The sequence below is a fragment of the Brachybacterium sp. GCM10030267 genome (assembly GCF_042666875.1).
Lineage (GTDB): Bacteria > Actinomycetota > Actinomycetes > Actinomycetales > Dermabacteraceae > Brachybacterium.
Genome location: NZ_JBHTCX010000005.1, coordinates 120,726 through 147,223, shown reverse-complemented (window position 1 = coordinate 147,223; position 26,498 = coordinate 120,726). Strand labels below are relative to the sequence as shown.

Below are 26,498 nucleotides of genomic sequence, written 5' to 3'. Positions count from 1 at the left end.
GATGGTTCAACGCGCCGGGCGCGGCGCTTGTTCCCTGCGCGGTAGTCTGGACGTCGGTGACCTGCCCGACATCGGTCACCGGACCTGCTGACACTCGTCAAGATCGTGAGGACACCATGGCCCTGGTCCGCCGTATCGCCCGTCCCCTGCTCGCCGCTCCCTTCATCTATGAAGGCGTGCGCACCGCCCAGCGCCCCGAGCGCGAGATCGATGTCTACCCCGAGGCGTTCGAGGCGGTCGACTCCGCTCTGGCCAAGTCCTCGACCCCCGACTTCGTGGACGTGCGCACGATCATCCGGGTCAGCGGCGCCGTCGCCGCCGGCGCCGGCGTCCTGTACGCCACCAACCGTTGCCCCCGCGCCGCGGCCGCGGCGCTGCTGCTGACCACGTCGGTCGGCTGGGCCGGTCGCAAGAAGGTGTGGGAGCTGCGCGGCGAGGAGCTCCTGCAGGAGGTCCAGTCGATCCTCACCGACGCCGGCCTGCTCGGCGGCGTGCTGCTGGCCGTGGTCGATCACGAGGGCCGCCCCTCGCTCGGGTACCAGGTGAACAAGTTCGTCGAGACCAGCCAGAAGAGGGCCGCCGCCAAGCAGCGCGAGCTCGAGAAGAAGGCCGGCTCCACGCAGCGGGACCTGCAGAAGAAGGCCGGCAAGGCCCAGAAGCGCGCCAAGGCCACGGCGGGCTCCGCGCAGAAGCAGCTCGCCTCGCAGCGGGGCTGAGGCCGTGTCCCCCGAGGTCCTGTGGACGGCACCGGTCGCCGACAGACCCGTCGATGCCCTGGTGCGGGTCCCGGGATCGAAATCGCTGACCGCCCGCTGGATGGTGCTGGCGGCCGCCGGGGCGGGACCTTCCGATCTGCGCGGGGCCCTGGTCTCGCGGGACACCCGCCTGATGCGCGATGCGCTCGAACGCCTCGGGGCCACCCTCGAGGTCCATGAGGACTCGCTGCGCATCCATCCGCTCCCGCCGCCTTCGCCGCATCCTGCGGATCCGATCGAGATCCACACGGGTCTGGCAGGGACCGTCATGCGCTTCGTGCCGATGCTGGCGGCGCTGCACCACGGGGACGTGCGGTTCACCGGGGACGATGCGGCCCTGGCACGGCCCATGAGCGCCGTGATCGCGGCCCTTCGGCAGCAGGGCGTGGGGGTCACCGAGCACGGAGTGCCCGGCCACCTGCCGCTCACCGTGCACGGCACCGGGCGCCTCGGCGGCGGCCGGGTCGAGATCGATGCCTCGGCCTCCAGCCAGTTCATCTCCAACGTGCTACTGGTCGGGGCCCGTGGTGAGGCGGACCTCGAGCTCGTCCACGTGGGCAAGACGCTCCCGTCCCTGCCGCACATCGAGATGACCGTGGAGACGCTGCGCCAGGCCGGCGTCGAGACCGCGCACCACAGGGACGGGACGGGCAGGCCGGTGTGGACCGTCGCCCGCGGCGAGATCGAACCGGTCGCCACCACGGTGGAACCCGATCTCTCGAACGCGGGCCCGTTCCTCGCCGCCGCGATGGTCACCGGCGGCACCATGGCCGTGGACGACTGGCCGGAGGTCACCACACAGCCCGGAGACGCCTATCGGGACCTGTTCAGCCGGATGGGCGCCGAGGTCTGGCGCGAGGGCCGCACTCTCACCGTGCGCGGGACCGGCGCCGTCCAGGGCATCGACGCGGACATGTCCGCCGTCGGCGAGCTGGTGCCGACGATCGCCGCCGTCGCCGCCCTGGCCGATTCGCCGTCCCGGCTGCGGGGCGTGGGGCATCTGCGCGGCCACGAGACGGACCGGCTGAAGGCCCTGGCCACGGAGCTGACCAAGGTCGGCGCACGCACTCTCGAGCACGAGGACGGTCTCGAGATCCACCCGGGCGAGCTGCACGGGGACACGTTCGAGACCTACGAGGACCACCGGCTCGCCACCGCCGCCGCCATCCTCGGTCTGCGTGTGCCCGACCTGCGGGTCGTCGACATCGGCACCACCCAGAAGACCCTGCCGGACTTCGTGGGGATGTGGCTGTCGATGCTGCACACCGACCCGCCCGCCGGCGAGGACGCGTGAGCCGATCACCGCGCGACTACGACGAGGCCGACGTCCGCGTCCGGCCCAACCGTCGCGGGTCGCGGCCCCGCACGAAGGACCGCCCGGCGCACGCCGACGCGATCACCGCACGCGTGGTCTCGGTCGACCGCGGGCGCTGGCGGACCGTGGTCGGCGCGGGCACGGACGAGGAGCGCACCGTGACCGCGATGCGCGCCCGGGAGCTGGGCCGCTCCCCCGTCGTCCCCGGCGACCTGGTGGGACTGGTCGGTGACACCTCGGGTCGCGAGGGGACGCTGGCGAGGATCGTGCGGATCCACGAGCGCAGCTCGTTCCTGCGCCGCAGCGCCGACGACGACGACTCCACCGAGCGCCCGCTGGTCGCCAATGTCGACCTGATGGTGATGGTGACCGCCGTCGCCGAACCGGAGCCGCGCGGCGGGATGATCGACCGCTGCCTGGTGGCGGCCTACGTCGCCGGGGTGGATGCCCTGCTGGTGCTGACCAAGGCCGATCTGCGCTCCCCCGAGGAGTTCCTGCGCAGCTACACCCCGCTGGGCCTGGACCACGTCGTGACCCATCGCCGCCCCGATGGGGAGGTCGAGGGTCTCGAGGAGCTGCGCGAGCGGCTCTCCGGCCGCATCAGCGTGCTCATCGGCCACTCCGGCGTCGGCAAGTCCACCCTGATCAACGCGCTGGTCCCCGGCACCGACCGGGCCATCGGCGAGGTCAACGACGTCACCGGCCGTGGCCGCCACACCTCCTCCTCGGCGCTCGCGATGCAGCTGCCGGGCGCCGACGGGTGGGTGATCGACACCCCGGGGGTGCGCTCCTTCGGGTTGGGGCACGTCGATCCCGACGAGCTGCTGGATGCCTTCGAGGATCTGGCCGGCCTCGCCGAGTCCTGCCCCCGGGGCTGCAGCCACCTGGAGGACGCTCCGGACTGCGCCCTCGACGAGCTGGTCGAGACCGGAGCGGCCGGCAGCGCGGGACCGGCCCGTCTGGCCTCCTATCGCAGGCTGGCGGTCACGCTGCGCCAGAACGACCCCTGGGACGTGTGACCGCGCCCCGCGGCCGGGCCCGAATCGCGCAGGGCGGATTCTCCGCACCGGGACGCCCGGCTCCGCCCCGTGGTTCCGCGTCGCTGCGCGGCTGCGGGCCCCCGGAGCTCTAGGGTGGGCTCCATGTCCAGCCGCTATGCCGACGACCTGCGCCTCGCCCATGTGCTCGCCGATGCTGTGGACCAGCTGACGCTGTCCCGCTTCAAGGCGCAGGATCTCGAGGTCACCACCAAGCCCGATCTCACCGAGGTCACCGACGCCGACAAGGCCGCCGAACAGCTGGTGCGCGCGCAGCTGGCCCGTGCCCGCTCCCGGGACCAGGTGATCGGCGAGGAGTTCGGCACCACCGGCTCCTCACCGCGCCAGTGGGTCATCGACCCCATCGACGGCACCAGCAACTTCGTGCGCGGGGTCCCGGTGTGGGGAACCCTGATCGGTCTGATCGAGGACGGCCGGCCCGTCGTCGGCCTCGTCTCCGCCCCCTCGCTCGGCCGCAGATGGTGGGGAGGCACCGGCGCCGGGGCATGGACCGGTTCGCGGATCAACAGCGCCACCCGGCTCAGCGTCTCCGGCATCGACCGGCTGGAGGAGGCCTCGCTGTCCTACTCCTCCCTGCACGGCTGGGCCGAGCGCGACCGGCTCCCGCAGATGCTCAACCTCATGCAGCGCTTCTGGCGCACCCGCGCCTACGGCGACTTCTGGTCGTACATGCTGGTCGCCGAGGGCGCTGTCGACGTCGCCTGCGAGCCCGAGCTCGCTCTGCACGACATGGTCGCCCTGGCGCCGATCGTCACCGAGGCGGGCGGGCGATTCACCTCGCTGGACGGCGAGGACGGTCCCTTCGGCGGCAACGCCGTGGCCACCAACGGGCTACTGCACGAGGAGATCCTCACCGCGCTCGCCGCCGAGGCCGTCTGAGGGGACGGACGCCGCGCGGCGGAGGGGCCGGGCATCGGTAGACTCGTCGAGTCGTGACCCCGAACCGTGAAGGGACCCCCTCTCCATGACCGTCAAGCGCGTCGCCCTGCTGACCGCAGGTGGCTATGCCCCCTGCCTGTCCTCCGCCGTCGGCGGCCTCATCGAGCGCTACAACGAGCTGGTGCCCGATGTCGAGATCATCGCGTACAAGCACGGCTACTGGGGTCTGCTGACCGGGGAGAAGATCGTCGTCGATGACGAGGTGCGCGCCAAGGCGGGCCTGCTGCACAACTACGGCGGCTCCCCCATCGGCAACTCCCGCGTCAAGCTCACCAACACCGCGAACCTGGTCGAGCGCGGCCTGATCGAGGAGGGCCAGGACGCCCTCGAGGTGGCGGCCACCAAGCTCCAGGAGGACGGCGTCGACGTCCTGCACACCATCGGCGGCGACGACACCAACACCACCGCCGCGGACCTGGCGAAGTACCTCCACGACAACGGCCACGACCTCCAGGTCGTCGGCCTGCCCAAGACGATCGACAACGACATCGTGCCGATCCGCCAGTCCCTCGGCGCCCAGAGCGCCGCCGAGCAGACCAGCATCTTCGCCCAGAACATCATCGCCGAGCACGGCTCGAACCCGCGCATGCTCATCGTCCACGAGATCATGGGCCGCGCCTGCGGGTACCTCACCGCCGAGGCCGCACGCTTCTACCAGCGCTGGCACGCCCAGCAGGAGTGGCTGCCCTCGATCGGCCACCGCGCCGAGCGCTGGGACGTCCACGCGGTGTTCCTGCCCGAGCTGGCGCTGGACATCGACGCCGAGGCCGAGCGGCTCAAGGGCGTCATGGACGAGGTCGGCTGCGTGAACATCTTCCTGTCCGAGGGCGCCGGCATCCCGGAGATCATCGCCGAGATGCAGGCCCGCGGCGTGGAGCCCGAGAAGGACCCCTTCGGCCACGTCAAGATCGACAAGATCAACCCCGGCCAGTGGTTCGCCGACCAGTTCGCCGCCAAGCTCGGCGCCGAGAAGGTCATGGTCCAGAAGTCCGGCTACTTCTCCCGCTCGGCCAAGGCCAACGCCGAGGACCTGCGTCTGATCAAGTCCATGACCGACCTCGCCGTCCAGACCGCCCTCGAGGGTGGATCGGGCGTGATCGGCCACGACGAGGGCAACGAGGACGTGCTGCGCGCGATCGAGTTCGAGCGCATCGCCGGCCACAAGGCCTTCGACATCTCCCAGCCCTGGTTCCACGAGGTCATGGAGCACACCGGGCAGAAGATCGTCCCCGCCGAGGCCCACTGATCGCCGAGGACCGTACGAGACCGCGAGCATCCCACCGGGCACGATCCTGATGGCGCCCGACTCGCGGCCCCGCGTGCGGACCTGGCGCCGCACCCTTCGCGCGCTCGCCCTGACCGGGCGGGCGCGCGAGGCATATGTGCCGGCAACACCCGGCCTCGGTCCCCGCGCCGCCGGATGGAGGCAGGACACCGGTCCCCTGGCTCCCCCGCGTCTGCTGCGGCCCCGGCAGGGACGCCTCGGGGACTGCTGGCTGCTCGCCGCGATGCTGGCGATCCACGAGACCGCCCCGGAGCGTCTCGCCCAGCTGCTGTCGGCATTGCCCGACGGAACTGTCGAGATGCATCTTCCCGCGCTGGGCCACCCGATCCGCGTGGATCGGATGATGCCCGTCGACGACGCCGGCGAGTTCCTCTACGCGAGGCGCGACGGTGCGAATCCTGGCTGGGCGGGCGCCCTGGAGAAGGCGATCACCGCGTATGTGGCCGGCGGCTACGGCTACATCCAGCGCGGCTTCGCGCGCTTCGGGTTCGAACTGCTGCTGGGGATGCGAGTGCGGACGCTGCTGCGCCTGCCGCCTGCTGCCCAGCTGGCGGCCTGGACCGACGAGGGCAGGGCGGTCGCCGCCTCTACGCATCCGCTCAGCGGGCTCGTCACCACCGCCCACGGCCGGTTGCCGCCGAACCACGTGTTCGCGGTGGTGGGCGCCGATCCCCGCAGCGGGCACGTGCGGCTGCGCAACCCGGTGCGTCCGGGCCGGCTGCTGGTGGTCGACGCCCGCACCTTCCGCCGCGGCTTCCTCTCGCTGGACGTGACGCCGCCGCTACGCTGAGGACGCGACCGGTTCGGACGGGTGCTGTCAGCGGCGGGCCGTATCGACCTGGGCGAACGTCTCCAGCCAGGCGTCGGCGATGAGTCGGTGCCCGGCGATCGTCGGATGCACGCCGTCCTCGGCGATGCTGAGCGGGGTGTGACCGACGCTCCAGGCGCGCTGGAGCACCGCCTCGAGGTCGACGACGGCATGGCCGAACTCGCGGGCGAGATCGCGGATGATCCGGACCTTCACGTCCAGGTCCGTGTGGATGATCGTCTTGTCCTCGTCGACGTCGACGACGAACGGGATCACCAGCAGCACCGGCACGGCGGGCCGGGTGGCCGAGAGCTGGTCGAGCAGGAAGCGGTAGCCCTCTTCGAACTCCTCGGGCGTGATCTCCTCGCCCCGGGTGAAGCGGTGCCAGGCATCGTTGACACCGACATAGATCGTGACGACGTCCGGATCGAGGTCGAGGCAGTCCGGACCGAAGCGGCCGACGAGGTCCGCGACCTTGTGCCCGCCGATCCCGCGGTTGATGACCCGAGCTGTGGGCTCGTGGGCGGCGAAGTGCTCGGCGATCAGGCGTACGTAGCCGTATCCCAGCTCCTCGGGATCCTCGCGGCGTTGGCAGTCGGTGATGGAGTCGCCGATGAAGAGCAGGGTCCGGGGCTCGGGCAGAGATGGCGTCGTCATGGTCGATATCCTGCCAGAGCCAGGTGCTGACCTGCGGTGCCGTTCGAGGGCACAGCACAAAGGCCCCTGGTCGGTGTTTCCACCGGACCAGGGGCCCTATCTCGTAGCGGGGGCAGGATTTGAACCTACGACCTCCGGGTTATGAGCCCGGCGAGCTACCGAACTGCTCCACCCCGCGGCGACATCCATAACTTTACGGGCACCGCCCGCCGGCGTCCAACTCATCGCCGTCCAACGTGTGCCATCACACGTTCATGGCCCGTTCACCTGCGCGAACGTCAAAACGCCCGACCGCAGCGGCATGGCACCGGAGCGATCGGGCGTCCTGATCAGGCAGGAGTCAGGAGCCGAGGCTCAGCCGCCCCCGCCATCGGACGGCTGAGCCGGGACGCCGGACCCGCCGAGCTCCTCGTTGGCCTCGACGGCGCGCTGGAGGGCGTCGGCGACGCGCTCCTGGGCCTCGCCGTAGGCCGCCCAGTCCCCCGCTGCCATGGCCTCCTCCGAGTCCTTCACGGCGGCGTCCATATCCGCCAGGGCCTGGTCGAGACGCTCCTGGGCGGAGCCTCCCTGGTCTGCGGGCTGCTCCTCGTCGGCCGGGGGCTCCTCGCCGTCCGCCGGCGCCTCCTCGCCGTCCGGCGTCTCGACCGTGCCCTCGCCGGTCTCGGTGTCGGCGGTACCGGCGACACCGTCGGGGTCGGTGACCTCGGCGTCGCCGGCGGTGGCGCCGGAATCACCGCCGAAGACCAGATCCAGGGCCTCGTCGAGCGTCGGGGCGAAGCCGATCTTGTCGCCGAAGGAGACCAGCACCATCTGCAGCAGCGGGTACTGCGTGCCGCCGCCGGAGGCGGAGGACTGCAGGAACACCGGCTGGACGTACAGCAGACCGCCGCCGACGGGCAGGGTGAGCAGGTTGCCGTTGATCACCTCGGAGTTGCCCGATTTCAGCAGGTTCAGGGCTTGGGAGACGTTCGGTTCGGCGTTGAACGTGGCCTGCACCTGCCCCGGCCCGTTGACCGGGTTCGATGCGGGCAGCACCAGCAGCGTCTTGTCACCGTAGGAGTCCGCAGGGTTGCCCTCCGTGCTGCCGGTCTCGGAATCCACCGCCAGGTAGCCCGTGAGCACGTTCTGGCCCTCTGTCGGGATATAGCTCGAGGAGAGCGTGAACCTGGGTTCGTCCGCGTTGGGCATCTGCATGGACAGGTACATCGGCGGCTGGGCGGGCTGCTCGCCGGAGCTGCCATCCGGATTCTCCGGAGCCGGAACGGTCGGATCCGGCGAGACCTGCCAGAAGTCCTGCTGGCCGAAGAAGTCGTCCGCGTCGGTGACGTGGTACTTCGAGAGCATCTCGCGCTGTGCCTTGAAGTAGTCCGCCGGGTAGCGCAGGTGGCTCATCAGCTCACCACTGATCTCCGAGGCGGGCTGGAGGGCATCGGGGAACACCTCGGACCACGCCTTGAGGATCGGGTCCTCGGTGTCCCAGGAGTACAGGGTCACCGACCCGTCGAACGCGTTGACCGTCGCCTTGACGCCGTTGCGCATGTAGTTCGCCTCGCGGTCACGGGCAGCTGCGGTCTCGTTGGGGTTGGTCTGCGAATCATCGACGACCCCGTCCAGCTCGGCGGACTGGGAGTACGGGTACTCGTCGGTGGTCGTGTACCCATCGATGACCCACACCATCTCCCCGTCCACGACGGCCGGGTACATCTGGGAGTCCAGCGAGAGGAACGGCGCGACCTGGCGGACCCTCTCCTGCGGGTCGCGGTCGTAGAGGATCTGCGACTCTTCGTTGAGGTACCCCGAGATCAGGATGTTGGGGTCGCGGAACTTGATCGAGTACAGCAGCTGGTTGAAGAAGCCGCCGACGGAGGGGCCGCCATCACCTTGGAAGGTGTTGTAGACCTGGTCTCCGCCCTCCTCGTCATCGGTCCCGGACTGGTAGTCGAACTCCTCGGGCTCATGGCCTTCGGGGGCGCCGACGATGGAGTAGTCCGGAGAGTGACGGCCGAAGTAGACCCGCTCCTCGTAGTCGCCGAAGGCACCATCGCCGGGCACACCGGACTGCAGGAAGCTGGGCTCTCCATCGGCGTTGCGCTGGTTGCCATAGGCGGCGGCGGTGCCGTAGCCGTGGGTGTAGATGATGTGCTGATCCACCCATGAGCGCTCGTTGAGGCCGAACTTGTCCGGTCGCAGCTCACGCACGCCGATGACGGTGTCCTGCAGTTCGCCGTCGATCTCGTAGCGGTCCACGCTGAGCACGTCGTCGAAGCCCCAGTAGCGACGGTTCGCCTCGCGCTGCTCGAACGTGGGCGAGATGATGTTGGGGTCCATCAGGCGGATCTGCGCGGTGGTCGAGGCGTCCTCGCGCAGAGCGCCCGGCTCGGCGTCGGTGGTCGCGGTGTAGGAGACCTCGTTGACGTCGTCGATGTCGAACGCGGCGCGGGTGGCGTCGATGTTGCGCTGGATGAAGGGCTGTTCCAGCGCACGCTCGTTGGGCTGGACCTGGAACTGCTGGATGGCCCAGGGGTAGAGGTTCCCCACGGCCAGCGTGGACAGGATCATCAGGCCGGCGCCGATCGCGGGGATCCGCCAGTCGGACCGGAAGATCCACAGCACGAACAGGGCCGCGACCGCCACCGCGGCGATCGCCAGGATGGTCTGCGCGGGCAGGATGGCGTTCTCGTCGGCGTACGAGGCACCGTGGAAGCGGTCGTGCTCGGCGGTCAGCAGGTCATAGCGCTGGAACCAGTGCCCCGCACCGAGGATCAGCACGTAGATCGCGGCCAGGACACCGAGGTGCCGGCGCGCGGCGCGCGTGACCTCGAGCCCGCTCTCCTGCCCCCAGGCGACGCCGCCGTAGATGAAGTGGCCGATGACCGCGCCCACGATCGTGACCAGCAGGACGAACCTGCCGAAGTTGATGATCATGTCGATCACGGGCAGCGTGAAGACGTAGAACGAGATGTCGTTGGCGAAGATCGGATCGACCTCGCCGAAGGGCTGGGGATGCAGGAACAGCTGGACGTCCTGCCAGCCGCGCGAGGCCGCCAGCCCGCCGAATGCCCCGATGATCAGCGGTGCTGCGATGGTCACGCCGCGGCGCAGAGGATCGACCGCGGAGCGGAACTGCTCGAGGGCTTCCTGCTCACGCGTGACCGGCGGGTAGACCGGGCGCTTGGTGTAGGCCATCCGCAGGCTCAGGAACAGCGGCACCGAGAACACGAGGAACCCGAGCACGAACAGGATGCCCTGCGTGACCCAGCGGACGACCTGCACGCTGGTGAAGCCGAGCTGATCCATCCAGAGATACTTCGTCCACAGCTCCGATGCGATGAGCAGCAGCAGGATCAGGGCCGCGACCGCGATCGCGGCGATCGCCAACGGGGAGATCCTCCGCCGGTCCGTCGTGTTCGGGTCGGAAGCCGGGCGCGGGCGCGGCCGGGGCATGTCGCCGAATGGGGCGGAGAAACTCACGGATAACCTCGGGTGCCTCGGGGTCGGAGCCGGCGGCACCACCTGCAGCTACGCAGGGAGCAACGTCGGGTCTCCGGGTACAGTGGGCGCCGCCGCTCATGGCGGTGACCCCTCTATTCTGTCAGGCCGAAGCTGTAAGGGACCTCTCGATCCGATGACGACTCCCGACGCGGACCCGCTCGATGCTCCCACGGCCGCCCTCGCCGCCGCGGTCCTCGAGGTGGCCCGCCATCTCGAGGATGAGCACCTTCCCGCTCCCAGGCTCTTCGCCCTGGCCCGCAGTGCGGAGCTGACGGCGGCCTCGCCCGCCCTCGCAGCACTGCTGGGCGCCGACGGCGCCGACGCGGACGCCCCTGATGACCTGCACCTGACACCGATCGATCTCGACGAGGGCCCCACGGGTGAGCCGGCGGACTCGGCGCCGCGACAGGACCCCCTCGCCGCGCTGCAGGAGGTGCAGTGGCCGGACCTGGCAGCAGGCGGAGCCCTGGCGTGCGACCTGGCGCCCAGTGCGTGGGCGCTGCGCGACGGGGTCGGCGAGACCGAGCTCCCCGCGGGGCGCCCCCTGCGCGTGGTGGTCGCAGCGCTGGCCGATGGCACCACGTGGTCGGCGGTGCACCGCGGCGACGAGGAGGGCTATGTCCTCGGCGCCGCGCTGCTCCCCGACCTCTCTGCGGCTCTGGTGCAGACGTTGGCCTCCGACGCCTGAGCTCCTTCCCACGAACTGCTTCGGACAGCGCCGGCCTCGAGAGGCGGCGACGTCAGGAGGCGGTTGTCAACGCCCCTTCCACTGGTGCCTCCCCGGTCAGCGCCGAGTCCACGTCCGCGTCGTCCACGGCCTCGGAGGCGATCTCGCCGGTGTGCGGGTCGTGGTCGGGAATGTCGCTGTTCTTCAGCGGCCGGGTGAACGAAGCCGTCCCGAAGGTGAGGTCGTGGCCGATGGCTTCGGCCTGGAGCGTCAGGGAGTGACGGATCGTGCCGTCCTCCGCCGTCCATTCGGAGCTGCCGAGGCGGCCGGAGACCACCAGCGGATGGCCCTTGCTCACCGATCGCATGAGATTGCGGGCCAGCGCCCGGCGTGCGAACACCGAGATGAACTCCGTCTTGCGGTCGGTGAAGTCGCCTTTGGCCGCGTCGTAGTAGCGGCCGGTCACCGCGATGCGCACGATCGCGGTGACGCTGCCGTCGCTCTGGAGCCGCTCGCTGGGGTCAGCGGTGGCATTGCCCATGAGAACTGTGTTGAGGTCGCGCATGGTGATGTCCTTCCTGAGGTTCCGGGGACGTCCCGGCGTCGGCTCCGTGCCGACCCTCCCCAGCGTTGCCGCGACCTCCGCTGACCTCCAGTGCTCCGCCGGTTCTGTGGACGAAGCGGCCGTGGGGAGGAACGGTGGCGGCGCCGGCCACGCCGGCCGGCTCGATCTTCGTCGGAACCGCGCGCAGGCAGACGCCGCCCATGCGAAGCGGCCGGCCCCCGCTGTGGGGACCGGCCGCCGGCGATGGTGTGTCGATCCCCTCGGGATCGACGCGCGCGATCAGGCCTGGGGGACGACCAGACCGGAGGCGCTGGAGCGGGCGTTCTCGAACCGCTTGGCCACATCGGCCCAGTTCACGATGTCCCAGATCGCCTTGACGTAGTCCGCCTTGACGTTCTGGTAGTCGAGGTAGAAGGCGTGCTCCCACATATCCAGCTGGAACAGCGGGATCGTCGCCACCGGCACCCCGTTCTGCTGATCGTAGAACTGCTCGATCACCAGATTGCCACCGGCCGGCTCGTAGGCCAGCACGGCCCAGCCCGAGCCCTGGATACCCAGCGCCGCAGCGGTGAAGTGCGAGCGGAACGCATCGAAGGAGCCGAAGTACTCATCGATCGCGGAGGCCAGCTCACCGGTGGGCTTGTCCCCACCTTCCGGGGAGAGGTTCTTCCAGAAGATCGAGTGGTTCGTGTGACCACCGAGGTTGAACGCCAGATCCTTGGAGAACTGGTTGACCGAGGTGAAGTCACCCGACTCCCGGGCCGCCGCCAGACGCTCCAGCGCCGTGTTCGCGCCCTTGACGTAGGTCGCGTGGTGCTTGGAGTGGTGCAGCTCCATGATCTGCCCCGAGATGGACGGCGCGAGAGCCCCGTAGTCGTAATCGAGATCCGGAAGCGTGTATTCCGCCATGTCGTTCCCTTTCGGTAGACGTTCGGTCGTGCTCGCGCGCTCCGCGTTCGAAGCGCATCGCCTCTCATCCTTCCACTTTTCGCCGCCTGTGGCAGGGCCGGGATCATCCTCGATCCGCTCCGCTCGGCAGCCGCCCGCGGGACAATGGGCGGGTGAGCGACGATGACCAGCGGCTGATCACGCCCTCCGTGCAGAGCGCGGAGGGCGTCGGCACCGACCGGACGTTCGACAGGTCGGTCGACGCACCACAGCACCGCGAGCTGCCGGAGAGCCTGCACCCGGCCACGCGGGCATGGTTCGCCCGGGATCTCGGTGCGCCCACCCCTGTGCAGTTGGGCGCCTGGGACGCCGTGGCCTCGGGCGAGGATGCCCTGGTGATCGCACCGACCGGTTCCGGCAAGACGCTGGCGGCCTTCCTGCGCGCGCTGGACGATCTCATGTTCGCCCCGTCGGCCGAGGAGCAGCGCAGAGAGCGCACCCAGGTCCTGTACATCTCCCCGATGAAGGCGCTGGGCGTCGACGTCGAGCGCAATCTGCGCCGCCCGCTCGCCGGCATCGCCGCGCTGGCGGAGGCTTCCGGACACGAGGCGGCACCGGTCCGAGTGGGCGTGCGCTCCGGGGACACCACCTCCTCCGAGCGGCGACGGCTGATCGCTCACCCGCCGGACATCCTGATCACCACGCCCGAGTCGCTCTTCCTCATGCTGACCTCCGCCGCGCGGGAGACGCTGATGGACGTGGACACCGTCATCCTCGACGAGGTCCACGCGGTCGCCGGCAGCAAGCGCGGCGTGCATCTGGCCCTGTCCCTGGCGCGGCTGGATGCCCTGATCACGGGTGGCGACGCGCCCGGCGAGCGCCGTCGGCCGCAGCGACTGGGCCTCTCGGCGACGGTGGAGCCCGCTGAGGAGGTCGCTCGCTTCCTCTCCCCCGCCGGAACCAGGGCACGGGTGGTCTCCCCGCCGGGCGCCAAGCAGTGGGACCTCGGCGTCACGGTGCCCGTACCGGACATGGACGACGTCGCTCCCCCGGCCGACGCGGTCGACGAGGAGGACGTCTCCGGCACGATCTGGCCGCACGTGGAGCGGGCCGTCCTGGCCGAGGTCGAGGCGCACCGCTCCACGATCGTCTTCTCCAACTCCCGGCGTCAGGCCGAGCGGATCGCCGAGCGGTTGAACCTCCTGCATCGACGGCTGCGCGCGAGCGAGCCCGAGGCGATCCTCGAACGTGCCGACCTCCAGGGCGACAGCGGTAGCGCTGAGGCCGGCGAGATCGCCCGCGTCCATCACGGCTCCATGTCCAAGGAGGCGCGCCGGCAGACGGAGGACCTGCTCAAGGCCGGGTCGCTGCGCTGCGTCGTCGCCACCTCCACGCTCGAGCTGGGCATCGACATGGGGGCGGTGGACTGCGTCGTGCAGGTCTCCGCGCCGTTCGCGGTCGCCTCGCTGCTGCAGCGCGTGGGCCGGGCCGGCCACGGGGTCGGCGACGTCTCCCGCGGGAGGCTGCATCCACTGCATGCGCTGGACGTCGTCCACTCGGCGCTCATGGTGCGCGAGGCGGCGGCGGGCCGGCTGGAGCCGCTGGAGGTGCCTCGCAACGCCCTGGATGTGCTGGCCCAGCACACGCTCTCAGCCGCCGCCCTGGACGAGCTGGATGTCGGTCGGTGGCTGGAGGTGGCCCGGTCCGCCCACCCCTATGCGGAGCTTCCCCGCAGCGCGTTCGATGCCGTTGTCGACATGCTGACCGGGCGATACCCCTCGACCGCCTTCTCCGAGCTGCGGCCCCGGCTGATCCACGATCGCGAGCGGGGCGTGCTGACGGCCCGGCCCGGCGTGCAGCGCCTGGTGGTCACCAATGCCGGCACGATCCCCGACCGTGGCCTGTTCCCGGTGTTCCTCGAAGCCGGCGCGGAGCAGCCCCGCCGGGTCGGCGAGCTGGACGAGGAGATGGTCTATGAGTCCCGCCGTGGTGATGTGATCACGCTGGGCACCTCGAGCTGGCGGATCGAGGAGATCACCCATGAGCGGGTCACCGTCTCCCCCGCCCCCGGATTCTCCGGGCGGCTCCCGTTCTGGCACGCCGACAACGCGACCCGGCCCCCGACCCTGGGTCAGGCGATCGGCGAGTACCTCGAGGAGCTCGCCGAGCAGGATCCCGGCGAGCGCGAGCAGGCGCTCACGGGCCTGGGTCTGGATCCCCATGCTCGCGCCCAGGTGCACCAGCTGCTGGAGCGGCAGAACCAGACCGCCGGGGTGATCCCCAGCAGCCGGCGCCTGGTCCTCGAGCGCTTCATCGACGATCTCGGCGACTGGCGGATCGTGGTGCACTGCGCGCTGGGCCGGCGGGTCACCGCCCCGTGGGCACTGGCGATCAGCGACCGGCTGCGGGAGACCGGCGGCTCGCAGGTCCAGGTCGTCGCCACGGACGACGGCATCGTGCTGCGGCTGCCGCAGGGTGCGGCCGCACCGACCGCGGACCTGGTGCTGTTCTCCCCCGACGTCATCGAACAGACGGTCCACCACCTCGTGGGCTCCTCGGCCCTTTTCGCCTCCCGCTTCCGCGAGTGCTCGGCGCGGGCGCTGCTGCTGCCGCGCCGGGTGCCGACCTCGCGGGCGCCGCTGTGGCAGCAGCGACAGCGCTCGGCCACCCTGCTGGACGCCGCCCGGGACCATCCGGATTTCCCGATGATGCTGGAGGCGGCGCGGGAGTGCCTGCAGGACGAGTACGACGTGCCCGCCCTGACCGCACTGCTCGATGACCTCGAGGCCAGCCGCATCGAGCTGGTCGAGGTCGACGTCGACCAGCCCAGCCCCATCGCCCGCGCCGTGTTGTTCGGGTACGAGGGCACCTTCATCTACGACGCCGATGCCCCGCTGGCAGAGCGCCGCACCGCGGCCCTGACCCTGGATCAGTCGGTCCTGGCGGAGCTGCTGGGGACCGTGTCGCTGCGCGAGCTGCTGGTGCCGGAGGCGATTGCCCGCGTCTGCGCGGACGCGCAGCTGCTCAGCCCCGAGCGCGCGATCCGGGACGCTGAGGATCTGGCCGACGCCCTGCGCCGACTGGGGCCGCTGACCCAGGCGCAGGTGCTCGCGCGCTTCTCGCGCACCGGCCCGGTCGCGGAGGCCGATACCGATACTGCGCCCGCGCCCGACCCCGCCACCGTCCGCGGCGCTGTCGCGGAGCTCGAAGCGGCGGGCAGGATTCTGCGACTGCACTGGCACGACGACGAGCATCTCGCCCTGGTCGAGGAGGCAGGCCTGTGGCGGGACGCCGCCGGGAGCGAGGTGCTGCCCAGCGGCGCTGAGGGACAGCTGCCGCCGGTGGTGCTCGACCCCGTCGAGGACGCCGCGGTGCAGGTCGTGGCGCGGTGGGCTCGCTCGCACGGCCCGTTCACGGCCGAGGAACTCATCGAGGACCTTCCGCTGCCGCCCGAGACCGTGCGGTCGACCCTCGCGGAGCTCTCCGCGCGGCGGGTGCTCTCCCGGGGCGGGTTCCTCCCGGGCCGCGAGAGCGAGGAGTGGGTCGATGCCGACGTGCTGCGGCGGATCCGACGGGCCTCGCTGACCGCCTCCCGCCGTGACATCGCGCCCGTCTCGCCCACTGCCTTCGCCACCTTCACGCTGGGATGGCACGGCGTGGGGACGGAGCCGGAAACCCCAGCAACCCCAGCAACCCCAGCAACCCCAGCAACCCCAGCAACCGACCCGGATGCTGCCGCGGACGCGCTGGCGGACGTCATCGACCAGCTCACCGGACTGGAGGCGCCGTTGAGCGTGTGGCGGGAGGATCTGCTGCCCGTGCGACTGGGGGCCTCCGCCCAGCGTCTGCTCGAGGAGTCCCTGTCGCGCGGCGAGGTGGTCCTGACCGCCCGCGGGGGCGGCGGATCACGAGAGCCTCTGGTCAAGCTCCATCTCGCGGACGCGATGGCGCTGGGGATCGATGGCGAGGAGATCGCCGGGGCCCGAGCCGCCCTGGAGGCGGGGTCCCTTCCTCGGCTGGTCCTGGACGCGCTGGATGATGCCGTCGGCCCGGTGCGTCTGTCCGACCTGGCCGCCGCGGTGCGCCGACGGCGCGGGGATGACTCCTCCCTGTCGCTGGCCCAGGTGGCCGCGGCGCTCGAGGAGCTGGCCCTGGCGGGCCTGGCGACCCCTGATTCGCTCACCGCGCTGCCGGGCCAGCAGGCCGCCTCCCGTCCCGCGCCCGCTCGGTCTCCCGGCCGCCGCGGCGGGTCCGCCTCCCGGCGAGGCCGACGCGGTGCCGCCCGGTTGTCGGCCTCCCTGCTGCGCGCGGAGAGCGAGGATTCGGCGCTGGCGTCGCTGACGGGACCGGCCGCCCGGGGGCGCTGGAGCGCGGTGCGGATCCCGGATGTCGACCCGTCGGCCCGCCGTGCGGCACGGGTCGCTCTGCTGATCGATCGCCACGGATTGCTGACCCGCGGCGCGGTCACCCAGGAGGGTGTCCCCGGCGGCTGGTCCTCGGTGTTCCGCGAGCTGGCCGATCTCGAGGACTCCGGCTCTGTGCGCCGCGGCTACTTCGTCGAGGGCCTGGGCGCCGCCCAGTTCGCCCAGGCCGCTGCCGTGGACCGACTGCGCTCGGCCCAGCCCGGCGGCCCCACGGTGGTCCTCTCCGCGCTGGACCCGGCGAACCCCTTCGGCGCGGTGCTCCCGTGGCCGGAGTCCCGCGCGGCGGGGCGGCCACAGCGTCGCGCCGGGGCGCACGTGGTGATCGTCCGTGGCCAGGCGGCCGCCTACCTCGAAGCCGGTGGCAGGTCGCTGCGGTGGTGGCTCGAGCACGACGAGGGCTGCGCGCACGAGGCGGCCTCGGCCCTCGCGCAGGCGGCCGATGCGGGGCGCCTGGGACGCGTCGCGATCGAGAAGATCGATGGCGTGGCCGTCACCGCCCCCGAGGCCGAGCAGACCGCCGCGTCCCGCCGAGCCGTGGACGCCCTGTTGCGCGCCGGCTTCTCCCGCTCCCCCAAGAGCCTCCGCTTCCACGGGCGGTAGGAGAGCGACCGTCGGCCGCTGAGTATCTCTGAGCGGTCACGATGTCCGAAAAGCACTGGACCGACCGGCTCGGGCCGTCGACGATGGCGGGTGACGCCCTGCGGGCGCCTCGTCCGACGGCCCGGCCCAGCTGCCCGGGCCGAGCACATCCTCGTCCGCCCCCGCCGACCACGTCCACGTCCACGTCCAGGAGGCGCCCCCGTGAACGCCGACCGTGAAGCAATCCGCACCGAGGGCCTGGTCAAACGGTTCGGCGACAACGTCGCGGTGGACGGTATCGACCTCGTCGTCCCCCGCGGTGGGGTATACGGGGTGCTGGGCCCCAACGGCGCCGGCAAGACCACCGCCATCCGCATGCTCGCGACGTTGCTGCGGCCCGACGCCGGCCACGCCCAGGTGCTCGGCCACGATGTCGTCGCCGAGGCCCGCACCGTGCGCGAGAAGATCGCCTTGACGGGACAGTTCGCGTCGCTGGACGAGGACCTCACCGGCATCGAGAACCTGATGCTGCTGGGACGCCTGCTGGGCTACAGCAATCGCCGCGCCCGCTCCCGCGGCCTCGAGCTGCTCGACGCCTTCGGTCTCGATGACGCCGCCGGCCGCCAGGTCAAGAAGTACTCCGGCGGGATGCGCCGCCGCCTCGATATCGCTGGGTCCCTGCTGGTCACCCCCGAGCTGATCTTCCTCGACGAGCCGACCACCGGGATCGATCCGCGCAGCCGCAACCAAGTGTGGGACATCGTGCGCACCTTGGTCTCCGCCGGGACGACCGTGCTTCTGACCACCCAATACCTCGAAGAGGCCGATCAGCTCGCCGACCGCCTCGCCGTCATCGATCACGGCCGCGTGATCGCGGAGGGAACCTCCGGACAGCTGAAGGCCCAGGTGGGCGCCGGGGCACTGAAGGTGCGGGTCGCCGACCCCGCGCAGCGGGAACTGGCGGCCGACGTCCTCACCCGCGCCACCTCGGCGGAGGCCACGCGGGAGCCGGATCCCTCGGCGCTGGTGGTGCGACTGGAGTCCACCAGCGGCGCCGCCGGCGCACTGCGAGCGCTGGAGGAGTCCGATGTCGAGGTCGAGTCCTTCGCTCTGGGCCATCCCAGCCTGGACGAGGTCTTCCTGGCGCTCACCGGTGAGCACGCCGACACAGCCCGCAGCACCGACGATGACGGAACCCGCGCCGACGAGGAGAGTGTGAGCACGTCATGAACCAGGCCACCGTCTCACCGGGCACCGCGACCGCGACGGCCCCGGACCGGATCCGCAGCGTCCTCGTCGCCCCCGGGGATCGTCCCCGCCGCGCCTCGGCGCTCAGCGCCTGCCTCACCTACGGCTGGCGTGCCCTGCTGAAGATCAAGCACGTCCCCGAGCAGCTGTTCGACGTGACGATCTTCCCGATCATGATGACGGTGATGTTCACCTACATCTTCGGCGGGGCGCTGGCCGGGTCGGTGGGTCAGTACGTGCAGTTCCTGATCCCGGGCATCTTCGTCCAGACCCTCATCATGATCACGATGTACACCGGGCTCACCCTGAACCGTGACATCTCCAAGGGGGTCTTCGACCGGTTCCGCTCCCTGCCGGTGTGGAGGCCCTCGCAGCTGGTGGGCGCGCTGCTCGGGGATCAGGTGCGCTATGCGCTGGCGGGAGTGATCATCTTGCTGGTGGGCGTGGTGATGGGATTCCGTCCCGACGGCGGCCTGATCGGGGTGCTGGCGGCCTTCGCCCTGCTGCTGGTGTTCTCCTTCAGCCTGTCCTGGGTGTGGACGATGATCGCGCTGATGGTGCGCAGCGAGCAGGCGGCGATGGGCGTCTCAATGTTCATCCTGATGCCGCTGACCTTCGCCTCGAACATCTTCGTCAGCCCCGAGACGATGCCGAGCTGGCTGCGGGCGGCCGTCGAGGTCAACCCGATCTCCGTGGTGGTCGGCACCGTGCGTGAGCTGATGAGCGGGACGTACGACGGCGGGTCGCTGCTGACAGTGTTCATCTACTGCGCCGCCCTGGTGGCCGTGTTCGGGCCGATCTCGATGGTGATCTACAACCGCAAGTCCTGAGCGGCACGATCCCTCAGGGCACGATCCGACGCGGTGCCCCCGCCTCGTCCGTGCCCAGCCAGCCCCGCAGGATCAGCACCAGCGCGGCGCCGGAGAGGACCCCGTCGGCGATCCCCACCGGCAGCAGCAGGACCGTCAGCACCAGCGTGACCGCACAGTTGACCAGAGACAGCACCAGCCCCCAGAGCCGGTTCCGCAGCAGCGCGATGCCGCCGATGATCCTCAGCGCGGCGAAGACTCCGCTGAGAGCCATCATCGAGTAGAGGTTGTCCTGGAGATACGCGAGAGCGAAGATCTCGGTGCGCTCCGTGATCACCTCCGGCGGGATGCGCAGGGCCAGCAGCGCCAGCAGGCCGAGGGCGGCGGAGGCCTCCATGAGGACGCCCTGGACCAGCAGCAGCACAGCTGCCACCTGCAGCTGCCGGCGCCGGGAGCGCGATGTGTTCTCCGCCATGGTGACCAGACAACCATTGCCCCGGTCACCGTGGGGCTCGTCCGTACGATCGGCCTGTCGGATCCTCGGTAGACTCCGGGGCCGTCAGCCTCCATAGCTCAATGGATAGAGCAACGGCCTTCTAATCCGTAGGTTGCAGGTTCGAGTCCTGCTGGGGGCGCTCCGCAGCTTCACCCGAGGGTGAAGCGTGCCGCCGCCGCGACCGCGAGGGTGAGGTAGGCCAGCGGAAACGCGATGTTGTGCAGCACGCGCTGGCTCACATGCCTCCAGACGGCGCCGACGTAGAACAGCACCAGGCCGGTGGCTGCCACGAGGCCTACCCAGGGCAGCCAGAGCAGCCCGACGACGAGGCCGAGAGCCCCGGCCGCCTTCAGAGCCGCGAGGAGGGGAAGCACGGATCTGCTCAGGCCGACCTCGTCGGAGTTCTCCAGCACGAACTTCGCGGGAAGGAGATCCGCCACGACGATGGCGATGTTCGCGGCGAGGCACACGACCAGGAGGACGTTCAGTACCGTGATCAGCATGGCGCGCTCATGCCTCGTAGTGCCCGAGAACCGTCGCCGGTTGCGGCGGCACCGGTCGCCCGGCCCAGTCGGCGATCCTCTCCCGGACAGCCAGAGACTCGGGCAGGCTGGTCAGGGGATTCTCAGCGGCATCGCGCAGATCCAGTAGCAGCAGTATCTCCGGAGGTTCTCCTACCCGGATGGCCGTGTACTCCACGCCGTCCGGGGCAGCTGCAGCAAGGGCGACGAAGAGCTCGTGGAGCGCTGATTCGATGTCCGCCAGACGGTGCGCGTGAGGTCGGAAGCGAACGATCTGTAGAGTCATGGTCAGGCCTCTCGTGCGGGGGTCGTCAGGTGGGGCTTCCTCACTCCTTCTGACGTCCCGCCCCCGACAAAGGTGACCCATGCTCGAGGATTTCGAGAACGTTCGGCCCCATCTGCTCGCCGTCGCCCTCCGCATCGTCGGCTCCGTGCACGATGCGGAAGACATCGTGCAATCGGCCTACCTGCGTGCCCGACGGGCCGACTCCGCTGAGATCCAGAACCCGCAGGGATGGCTGACCACGATCACCGCGCGACTGTCTCTCGACCATCTCCGCTCCCAGCGGCGCCACCGGGAGCTTCCCCTGCCCGAGAAGGATCCCGCCGACGAGGCGCTCGCGCCCGAGGAGCACGCGCTCCGGCGCGACGACGTCTCCCGGGCACTGCTGGTCGTCCTCACCCAGCTCACCCCGCCCCAGCGCGTCGCGCTGGTCCTCCATGACATCTTCGGCGTCCCCTTCGAGCAGGTGGCCTCGGTGCTCGAGACCTCACCCGCTTCGGCGAAGAAGCTGGCCAGCCGTGCTCGTCATCGAATCGATCCCGAGCAGCCGGCGGATCCGGCCGTGCACGCGGAGCACACGCGCGTCGTGGCCGCCTTCCTCGAGGCGGCCGGCAGTGGGGATCTCGAGCGGCTCACCCGCCTCCTCGCTCCCGATGCCGTGCGCGTCGCAGATCGCACTCTGCTTCCGTCTCAGACTCCGACCGTCGTGCACGGGGCGCGAGCCGTCGCGAAGGAGACCCGCTCGTTCCGCCACCGCATCCTCATGGGCGTCCCGCTCCTCATCGACGGTGTTCCCGGCGCGGTGATCGCGCCCGGCGGCATCCCGCTGATCACCGTCAGGCTGACCATCGATGGCGGTGCCGTCCACCGCGTCGATCTGGCCCCGTACCGTCGCGAGCATCTCCGTGTGCCGGGCACGACGTCGGGTGTGGTCAAGATGCCGCGAAGTCCGCGCGGTGGTCTCGCGCCCACTGACGGAAGGTGAGCGGCGGCCTGCCCAGGACCCGAGCGACGTCCTGCGAGACCGGTTCAGGAGTGTCGGCACTTGCAGCCCAGGCCGCCAGGATCATGTCGGCGAAGTCCTCTCCCACTTCTGCGGCCAGAGCGGGCCGCGCGTCAGCCGCCGTCTGCTCCTCCCAGACGGCGTCGTGCTCAGCCTCCTCGGCGATGACGCGGACCTGATCGATCTGGCTGATCGCCTCCGGTCCGGTGAGGACATAGGAGCGGCCCGCGTGACCGTCGTCGACGAGAGCTCGCACGGCAACCGCCGCCACGTCCTGCTCGTGGACGAGCGAGCGGCGCATGCGGCCGAACGGCGCCCGCACGACTCCGCGATGGATCTGGTCGGACCACGCCAGGGCATTGACCGCCAGCCCGGAGACCCGCAGGAAGGTCCACTGGGGAACCGAGTCCCGGATGGCTCGCTCCACTGCACCCCAGACGCCGCCCTCCTCCGCCTCGGTCGCGGACAGGTAGACGACGCGTCCGACGCGACGAGCCAGGGCCTCGATGACCTCTCCCGCGCCGGCGGCCTCGTCGTCCGTTCCCGGCCAGATCAGGTAGGCGGCTGTCGCGCCCCGCGCCGCGGCCGCCACGTCGGCGGGACGCCTCACGTCGCCCGCCACGACGTCCGCCCCCTCAGGAAGAGCCGCTCGCTCCGGGTCGCGGGTCAGCGCTCGCACGCGATACCCCTCGGCGAGGAGCCCTGCTACGACGTGCCGGCCGGTGTTTCCCGTGGCGCCGGTGACCAGGATCAAGGGTGTCATCGTCTCTCCTCCGTGGTGATCGTCTTCATGCACTGACTCACACTGAGGGTTGAACAATGGTTGAAGTCAAGGGTGCCCGAGAGCCACGGAGATCTCCGACCGCACAGCCCGTCGGGCCCGGTCGGCACCGGACGTCGTCACCATGTCAGCACCGTGGCGGAGGAGGACTACGCTCGAGGACGGTCCATGGCTTGAGGCGTCGAGGCACCGCGCAGCTCTTGCGAGCGGGCGGGCGCGTCCAGCGTCCGAGCATCAGCCCGAGCATTCGACTCCCGAGGAGCCCCCATGATCATCAAGGCCCTCACGGTCGGCGGCATCGCCCTCCTGCTCGCGCTCCGGTTATTGCGGGGACGCTTCGGGGCCCGCCTGCTCGGGGTCTCTGTCCGCGTCCTGAACGTGGTCTATCTCCTGGCGCTGGTGCTCGCCGCTGCCCTCGCGGTGATCTTCGAGGCGTGGGTGCTGCTGGTGGTGGTCGCCGTCCTGCTGGTGCTCAGCGCGGTCGAGGAGATCCGTCGGCGTGCCCGTCGCAGAGCCGACCCGCCCTCGCGCGCCCGCGATAGTGTGGTCCGGTGACATCCACCTCCTCCCGCGCCATCAACGACCGCATCATCTGGGTCGACTGCGAGATGACCGGCCTCGACAGGGAGCGCGACGCGCTCGTCGAGATCGCCGTCCTCGTCACCGACGCCGATCTGAACATCCTCGGCGAGGGCATCGACCTCGTCATCAAGCCTCCGGCCGAGGCTGTCGAGGGCATGGATCCCTTCGTGGTGAACATGCACACCACCTCGGGACTCATCGACGAGCTCGATGCCGGGATGAGCCTCGAGGAGGCCGAGGAGCTGTGTCTGGCCTACGTCCAGGAGTTCTGCCCCGAGCCGGGCAAGGCACCGCTGGCGGGCAACAGCGTCGGCACCGACCGCGTCTTCCTGGACCGCGACCTGCCGGTGTTCGCGGGCTGGCTGTCGTACCGCACGATCGACGTCTCCAGCTTCAAGGAGCTCGCTAAGCGCTGGTTCCCTCGGGTCTACTACAACATCCCCGCCAAGCACGGCGGCCACCGCGCTCTCGCCGACATCCGCGAGTCCATCCAGGAGCTGAAGTACTACCGCCAGGTGCTGCTGACCGCCGAGCCGGGCCCGACCACGGCCCAGGCGCAGGAGGCGTCCCGCACCTTCGAACTCACCGAGGAGACGTCCGTGACCCCTGCGCCCGGCCCCCACACCCCCTGGCTCGACCGCCTCTCGCACCGCACCTGGCTGGAGGGCGAGGGCGATGAGCTGCTCGTGTTCGGCTCGGAATCGGTCCGCGAGGACGGTGGCTTCGCCTGGCTCGACGAGGACGGCGCCCCGGATCTTTCGCGCCCCTCGGAGCTGTGGATCACCTGCCGGATGACGCACAGCTTCGCCCTCGGCCACCTGCTGGGTCGGCCCGACTTCGGCCGGTTCGCCGACCACGGCGTCGCCTCGCTGCGGGGCGTCTTCCGCGATGCCGAGCATGGCGGTTGGTTCGCCTCGGTGGCCGACGGCAAGCCCGTCGACGACTCCAAGCAGGCCTACGCGCACGCCTTCGTGGTCCTGGCCGCCTCCTCCGCTCTCGCCGCCGGCCGTCCCGGTGCCCAGGAGCTGCTGGACGAGGCCCTCGCGGTGCTCGACGAGAAGTTCTTCGAGGAATCCGCCGGCATGAGCGTCGATACCTTCGACCGCACCTTCACCGAGTGCGAGGAGTACCGCGGGATCAACGCGAACATGCACACGGTCGAAGCCCTGCTGGCGGCGGCCGACGTCACCGGTGAGCGTCGCTGGCTGGACCGCGCCGTGGGCATCATGACGCGCGCGATCGACGAGTTCGCCCGCGCCAACGACTGGGCCCTGCCGGAGCACTACGACACCGACTGGAACCCGCTGCTGGACTACAACCGCGACCAGCCGAACCACCCCTTCCGGCCCTACGGCGCGACCGTCGGCCACTGGATCGAGTGGGCCCGCCTGGTGCTGCACGGGCGCGCCGCACTGATCGCGGCCGACGGGCAGGCGCCGGAGTGGATGCTGGAGGCCGCCACCGCGCTGATGGAGAAGTCCGCCGCCAGCTTCGGCGCCGACGGAGCGCCCGGCTTCGTCTACACCGTGGACTGGGACGGCACCCCGGTGGCCCGCGAGCGGATGCACTGGGTCGCGGCCGAGGCCGTCGGCGCCGCTGCCGTGATGTACCAGGTCACCGGCGATCGCGTGTGGGCCGAGCGCTACGAGCAGTGGTGGGAGTACATCTCCACCTACCTGCTCGACGCGGACGGCGGCTCCTGGTTCCACGAGCTCGATGCGGACAACGAGCCCCAGGGCGTGACGTGGCCCGGCAAGCCGGACATCTACCATGCCTTCCAGGCCACGCTCATCCCCCGCCTGCCGGTCACGCCGACGCTTGCGGCGGCTCTGGCCGACGGCCAGCTCGATTCGAACCTCTGAGCCGGTCGCTGCGCTAGCCGCTCGACAGGACGACGCCGCTCCGGCGGCGTCGTCTCAGCTCTCGTCGAGCCGGTCGATGGCCGTCTGGAGGCGATCGATCTTCCCGTCGAGCTCACCGGTGCGGCCGGGACGGATATCCGCCTTGAGCACCAACGAGACGCGGGAGCCGTAGCGAGCGGCCTCGTCGGTGGCGCGCCGCACGACATCCATCACCTCGTCCCACTCGCCCTCGATCTCGGTGAACATCGAGGAGGTGCGATGCGGGAGGCCGGAGTCGCGCACGATGCGCACGGCGGCGGCCACGGCATCGTGGACGCTGGCACTGTCGGCGTCGTCGGTGAGCCGGCGTGCGATGGCGGGGTCGGAGGGTTCACCGGTGGGCTGGATGGAGAAGGCAACGATCATGGATGCAGTCTCCGCCCCGTGAACGCCCGGTGCAATGCGTCTCACATGCTCACCGGCGCTCTGGAGGCGGTGTTCGAGGCTCGGAGACGGTATGCTCGTCTCTCGTTGCGGGCCACGGTTCGCACATGGTGGTCGTAGCTCAGTTGGTAGAGCTCCTGGTTGTGGTCCAGGCGGTCGCGGGTTCAAATCCCGTCGATCACCCCATCTGACCTGCGGAAACAGGTCCAACGTGCCGTCCGGAGATCGCTCTGGACGGCACGATTGCTCCCAAGCTGCCTTCACGGCGCCAGCGTCGCGCTCACCAGGAACGCCTTCTTGCCGTTGTGTGCCGCGCGCGGCCATGATGAAGCATGGACATCGACGAACTGCTCGAACTCGAGCACCAGGGCTGGGGCGCGCTCTGCGACGGCACCGGGGCGGACTTCTACGGCGAGATCATGACCGAGGACGGCGTCATGATCCTGGCCCACGGCTACGTCTTCGACCGGCAGAGCGTCATCTCCTCGCTGCGCGATGCCCCGACGTGGGACCGCTACGAGATTCGCGACGAACGGCTGATCGGCGCCGGTGCGGAGACAGCGATCCTGGTCTACTCGGCGCTCGCATTCCGCGGGGACGAGGCACCCTTCAACGCCCTCATGTCCTCCACGTACACGCGGCGGGACGGCCGGTGGCGGCTCGCCCTCTATCAGCAGACACCGGTCCCCGCCGATACATCTGCTCAGGCCTGATCCGGAACGGATCCGCCGGTGAGCGACGAATCGGACGTGCGGCGCCTGGCGATGGCGCTGCCGCAGGTCACCGAGAAGACCTCGTACGGCACCCCGGCCTTCTACGCGGCCGGGAAGATCTTCGCCCGGATGCACGAGGAACCCGGCGTCCTGGTCTGCTGGCGCTCCGACCTCGACCAGCGCGAGGTGCTGCTGGCTGCCGACCCCGCCGCGTTCTTCACCACGCCGCACTATCGCGGGCACGCAAGCGTGCTGGTGCGCCTCGAGCGTATCTGTCCGGACGAGCTGGCGGAGCTGCTGGCCGAAGCCTGGGAGGCCCGGACCGGTCGCCGGATATGACCGCCT

24 protein-coding genes and 3 tRNA genes are annotated in these 26,498 nt (G+C 70.5%); 17 read left to right on the top strand and 10 right to left on the bottom strand.

What is annotated here, in order from left to right; genetic code table 11:
* Window positions 1-116 precede the first annotated feature (116 nt).
* The 6 genes from ACFQS2_RS04790 (at window position 117) to ACFQS2_RS04765 (ending at window position 6,142) form a co-directional block, all read left to right on the top strand.
* On the top strand, window positions 117-716 hold the full coding sequence (locus ACFQS2_RS04790) for a hypothetical protein (RefSeq protein WP_377792891.1): 600 nt from the start codon (window positions 117-119) through the stop codon (window positions 714-716).
* A gap of 4 nt (window positions 717-720) precedes the next feature.
* Entirely contained in the window at window positions 721-2,049 is a 1,329-nt protein-coding gene (gene aroA, locus ACFQS2_RS04785) for a 3-phosphoshikimate 1-carboxyvinyltransferase (RefSeq protein ID WP_377017591.1), read from the top strand.
* The gene (gene rsgA / locus ACFQS2_RS04780) at window positions 2,046-3,089 is read left to right on the top strand and encodes a ribosome small subunit-dependent GTPase A (protein WP_377792890.1); all 1,044 of its coding nucleotides are present in this window, start codon (window positions 2,046-2,048) and stop codon (window positions 3,087-3,089) included. Before aroA ends, rsgA begins: the two co-directional genes overlap by 4 nt.
* A 123-nt stretch (window positions 3,090-3,212) precedes the next feature.
* On the top strand, window positions 3,213-4,007 hold the full coding sequence (locus tag ACFQS2_RS04775) for an inositol monophosphatase family protein (protein WP_377017587.1): 795 nt from the start codon (window positions 3,213-3,215) through the stop codon (window positions 4,005-4,007).
* A gap of 85 nt (window positions 4,008-4,092) precedes the next feature.
* Window positions 4,093-5,313, top strand: a complete 1,221-nt coding sequence (locus ACFQS2_RS04770) for a pyrophosphate--fructose-6-phosphate 1-phosphotransferase (RefSeq protein WP_377017584.1) — start codon at window positions 4,093-4,095, stop codon at window positions 5,311-5,313.
* Window positions 5,314-5,362: 49 nt separating this feature from the next.
* Window positions 5,363-6,142: a C2 family cysteine protease gene (locus ACFQS2_RS04765; RefSeq protein WP_377017582.1), complete on the top strand. Its 780-nt coding sequence runs from the start codon at window positions 5,363-5,365 to the stop codon at window positions 6,140-6,142.
* Between the two features lie 27 nt (window positions 6,143-6,169).
* On the opposite strand, the gene ACFQS2_RS04760 is transcribed toward ACFQS2_RS04765, so the two are convergent.
* The 3 genes from ACFQS2_RS04760 to ACFQS2_RS04750 form a co-directional block, all read right to left on the bottom strand.
* Entirely contained in the window at window positions 6,170-6,817 is a 648-nt protein-coding gene (locus ACFQS2_RS04760) for an SGNH/GDSL hydrolase family protein (RefSeq protein WP_377017580.1), read from the bottom strand.
* Between the two features lie 104 nt (window positions 6,818-6,921).
* Window positions 6,922-6,995, bottom strand: a tRNA-Met gene (locus ACFQS2_RS04755).
* Window positions 6,996-7,171: 176 nt separating this feature from the next.
* Entirely contained in the window at window positions 7,172-10,261 is a 3,090-nt protein-coding gene (locus ACFQS2_RS04750; RefSeq protein ID WP_377017625.1) for a UPF0182 family protein, read from the bottom strand.
* Window positions 10,262-10,442: 181 nt separating this feature from the next.
* Here ACFQS2_RS04750 and ACFQS2_RS04745 point away from each other — a divergent pair, with 181 nt between their 5' ends.
* Window positions 10,443-10,997 (top strand): PPA1309 family protein, encoded by a 555-nt coding sequence (locus ACFQS2_RS04745; protein WP_377792889.1) that lies wholly within the window; start codon window positions 10,443-10,445, stop codon window positions 10,995-10,997.
* Window positions 10,998-11,049: 52 nt separating this feature from the next.
* On the opposite strand, the gene ACFQS2_RS04740 is transcribed toward ACFQS2_RS04745, so the two are convergent.
* The gene (locus ACFQS2_RS04740) at window positions 11,050-11,541 is read right to left on the bottom strand and encodes a single-stranded DNA-binding protein (RefSeq protein WP_377792888.1); all 492 of its coding nucleotides are present in this window, start codon (window positions 11,539-11,541) and stop codon (window positions 11,050-11,052) included.
* A gap of 279 nt (window positions 11,542-11,820) precedes the next feature.
* Window positions 11,821-12,450: a superoxide dismutase gene (locus ACFQS2_RS04735; RefSeq protein ID WP_377792886.1), complete on the bottom strand. Its 630-nt coding sequence runs from the start codon at window positions 12,448-12,450 to the stop codon at window positions 11,821-11,823.
* A gap of 152 nt (window positions 12,451-12,602) precedes the next feature.
* Here ACFQS2_RS04735 and ACFQS2_RS04730 point away from each other — a divergent pair, with 152 nt between their 5' ends.
* From ACFQS2_RS04730 to ACFQS2_RS04720, 3 genes are all read left to right on the top strand, one after another.
* Window positions 12,603-17,453 (top strand): DEAD/DEAH box helicase, encoded by a 4,851-nt coding sequence (locus ACFQS2_RS04730; protein WP_377792884.1) that lies wholly within the window; start codon window positions 12,603-12,605, stop codon window positions 17,451-17,453.
* A gap of 201 nt (window positions 17,454-17,654) precedes the next feature.
* Window positions 17,655-18,662: an ATP-binding cassette domain-containing protein gene (locus ACFQS2_RS04725; RefSeq protein ID WP_377017571.1), complete on the top strand. Its 1,008-nt coding sequence runs from the start codon at window positions 17,655-17,657 to the stop codon at window positions 18,660-18,662.
* Window positions 18,659-19,510 (top strand): ABC transporter permease, encoded by an 852-nt coding sequence (locus ACFQS2_RS04720; protein WP_377017568.1) that lies wholly within the window; start codon window positions 18,659-18,661, stop codon window positions 19,508-19,510. The genes ACFQS2_RS04725 and ACFQS2_RS04720 overlap by 4 nt, the downstream gene beginning before the upstream one ends.
* Window positions 19,511-19,523: 13 nt before the next feature.
* Here ACFQS2_RS04720 and ACFQS2_RS04715 read toward each other — a convergent pair whose 3' ends face one another.
* A complete protein-coding gene (locus tag ACFQS2_RS04715; RefSeq protein WP_377017566.1) occupies window positions 19,524-19,964 on the bottom strand; it encodes a hypothetical protein in 441 nt (146 codons plus the stop codon).
* 87 nt (window positions 19,965-20,051) lie between these two features.
* Here ACFQS2_RS04715 and ACFQS2_RS04710 point away from each other — a divergent pair.
* Window positions 20,052-20,124: transfer RNA gene (locus tag ACFQS2_RS04710), tRNA-Arg, on the top strand.
* A 10-nt stretch (window positions 20,125-20,134) separates the two neighbouring features.
* Here the strand turns inward: ACFQS2_RS04710 and ACFQS2_RS04705 are convergent.
* Both ACFQS2_RS04705 and ACFQS2_RS04700 read right to left on the bottom strand, forming a co-directional pair.
* Window positions 20,135-20,488, bottom strand: a complete 354-nt coding sequence (locus ACFQS2_RS04705; protein ID WP_377792882.1) for a DoxX family protein — start codon at window positions 20,486-20,488, stop codon at window positions 20,135-20,137.
* Between the two features lie 7 nt (window positions 20,489-20,495).
* Window positions 20,496-20,792 carry a hypothetical protein gene (locus ACFQS2_RS04700; RefSeq protein ID WP_377792881.1) on the bottom strand — a complete coding sequence of 99 codons (297 nt, stop codon included), beginning with the start codon at window positions 20,790-20,792 and terminating at the stop codon, window positions 20,496-20,498.
* Between the two features lie 79 nt (window positions 20,793-20,871).
* On the opposite strand from ACFQS2_RS04700, the gene ACFQS2_RS04695 reads away from it, so the two are divergent.
* Window positions 20,872-21,774, top strand: coding sequence for a sigma-70 family RNA polymerase sigma factor (locus tag ACFQS2_RS04695; RefSeq protein ID WP_377792880.1), 903 nt, complete (start codon window positions 20,872-20,874; stop codon window positions 21,772-21,774).
* Here ACFQS2_RS04695 and ACFQS2_RS04690 read toward each other — a convergent pair.
* Window positions 21,722-22,555: an SDR family oxidoreductase gene (locus tag ACFQS2_RS04690; protein ID WP_377792879.1), complete on the bottom strand. Its 834-nt coding sequence runs from the start codon at window positions 22,553-22,555 to the stop codon at window positions 21,722-21,724. The two genes, ACFQS2_RS04695 and ACFQS2_RS04690, sit on opposite strands and share 53 nt — an antisense overlap.
* Window positions 22,556-22,840: 285 nt before the next feature.
* Here ACFQS2_RS04690 and ACFQS2_RS04685 point away from each other — a divergent pair, with 285 nt between their 5' ends.
* Window positions 22,841-23,128, top strand: coding sequence for a hypothetical protein (locus tag ACFQS2_RS04685; protein WP_377017554.1), 288 nt, complete (start codon window positions 22,841-22,843; stop codon window positions 23,126-23,128).
* Complete coding sequence (gene orn, locus ACFQS2_RS04680; RefSeq protein ID WP_377792877.1) at window positions 23,125-25,017, top strand: oligoribonuclease; 1,893 nt, start codon at window positions 23,125-23,127, stop codon at window positions 25,015-25,017. The genes ACFQS2_RS04685 and orn overlap by 4 nt, the downstream gene beginning before the upstream one ends.
* A gap of 54 nt (window positions 25,018-25,071) precedes the next feature.
* Here the strand turns inward: orn and ACFQS2_RS04675 are convergent, their stop codons facing one another.
* Window positions 25,072-25,422: an MTH1187 family thiamine-binding protein gene (locus ACFQS2_RS04675; protein ID WP_377792876.1), complete on the bottom strand. Its 351-nt coding sequence runs from the start codon at window positions 25,420-25,422 to the stop codon at window positions 25,072-25,074.
* A 128-nt stretch (window positions 25,423-25,550) separates the two neighbouring features.
* On the opposite strand from ACFQS2_RS04675, the gene ACFQS2_RS04670 reads away from it, so the two are divergent.
* From ACFQS2_RS04670 to ACFQS2_RS04660, 3 genes are all read left to right on the top strand, one after another.
* Window positions 25,551-25,626, top strand: a tRNA-His gene (locus ACFQS2_RS04670).
* Window positions 25,627-25,772: 146 nt separating this feature from the next.
* Window positions 25,773-26,153 (top strand): nuclear transport factor 2 family protein, encoded by a 381-nt coding sequence (locus ACFQS2_RS04665; RefSeq protein ID WP_377792875.1) that lies wholly within the window; start codon window positions 25,773-25,775, stop codon window positions 26,151-26,153.
* An 18-nt stretch (window positions 26,154-26,171) separates the two neighbouring features.
* Complete coding sequence (locus tag ACFQS2_RS04660) at window positions 26,172-26,492, top strand: MmcQ/YjbR family DNA-binding protein (RefSeq protein WP_377017545.1); 321 nt, start codon at window positions 26,172-26,174, stop codon at window positions 26,490-26,492.
* Window positions 26,493-26,498: the final 6 nt, after the last annotated feature.

Coding starts and splice junctions, on each gene's coding strand:
- ACFQS2_RS04790 (WP_377792891.1), top strand. CDS start 117: ATGGCCCTGGTCCGCCGTATCGCCCGTCCCCTGCTCGCCGCTCCCTTC.
- ACFQS2_RS04775 (WP_377017587.1), top strand. CDS start 3,213: ATGTCCAGCCGCTATGCCGACGACCTGCGCCTCGCCCATGTGCTCGCC.
- ACFQS2_RS04770 (WP_377017584.1), top strand. CDS start 4,093: ATGACCGTCAAGCGCGTCGCCCTGCTGACCGCAGGTGGCTATGCCCCC.
- ACFQS2_RS04765 (WP_377017582.1), top strand. CDS start 5,363: ATGGCGCCCGACTCGCGGCCCCGCGTGCGGACCTGGCGCCGCACCCTT.
- ACFQS2_RS04760 (WP_377017580.1), bottom strand. CDS start 6,817: ATGACGACGCCATCTCTGCCCGAGCCCCGGACCCTGCTCTTCATCGGC.
- ACFQS2_RS04750 (WP_377017625.1), bottom strand. CDS start 10,261: ATGCCCCGGCCGCGCCCGCGCCCGGCTTCCGACCCGAACACGACGGAC.
- ACFQS2_RS04745 (WP_377792889.1), top strand. CDS start 10,443: ATGACGACTCCCGACGCGGACCCGCTCGATGCTCCCACGGCCGCCCTC.
- ACFQS2_RS04740 (WP_377792888.1), bottom strand. CDS start 11,541: ATGCGCGACCTCAACACAGTTCTCATGGGCAATGCCACCGCTGACCCC.
- ACFQS2_RS04735 (WP_377792886.1), bottom strand. CDS start 12,450: ATGGCGGAATACACGCTTCCGGATCTCGATTACGACTACGGGGCTCTC.
- ACFQS2_RS04720 (WP_377017568.1), top strand. CDS start 18,659: ATGAACCAGGCCACCGTCTCACCGGGCACCGCGACCGCGACGGCCCCG.
- ACFQS2_RS04715 (WP_377017566.1), bottom strand. CDS start 19,964: ATGGCGGAGAACACATCGCGCTCCCGGCGCCGGCAGCTGCAGGTGGCA.
- ACFQS2_RS04705 (WP_377792882.1), bottom strand. CDS start 20,488: ATGCTGATCACGGTACTGAACGTCCTCCTGGTCGTGTGCCTCGCCGCG.
- ACFQS2_RS04700 (WP_377792881.1), bottom strand. CDS start 20,792: ATGACTCTACAGATCGTTCGCTTCCGACCTCACGCGCACCGTCTGGCG.
- ACFQS2_RS04695 (WP_377792880.1), top strand. CDS start 20,872: ATGCTCGAGGATTTCGAGAACGTTCGGCCCCATCTGCTCGCCGTCGCC.
- ACFQS2_RS04690 (WP_377792879.1), bottom strand. CDS start 22,555: ATGACACCCTTGATCCTGGTCACCGGCGCCACGGGAAACACCGGCCGG.
- ACFQS2_RS04685 (WP_377017554.1), top strand. CDS start 22,841: ATGATCATCAAGGCCCTCACGGTCGGCGGCATCGCCCTCCTGCTCGCG.
- ACFQS2_RS04675 (WP_377792876.1), bottom strand. CDS start 25,422: ATGATCGTTGCCTTCTCCATCCAGCCCACCGGTGAACCCTCCGACCCC.
- ACFQS2_RS04665 (WP_377792875.1), top strand. CDS start 25,773: ATGGACATCGACGAACTGCTCGAACTCGAGCACCAGGGCTGGGGCGCG.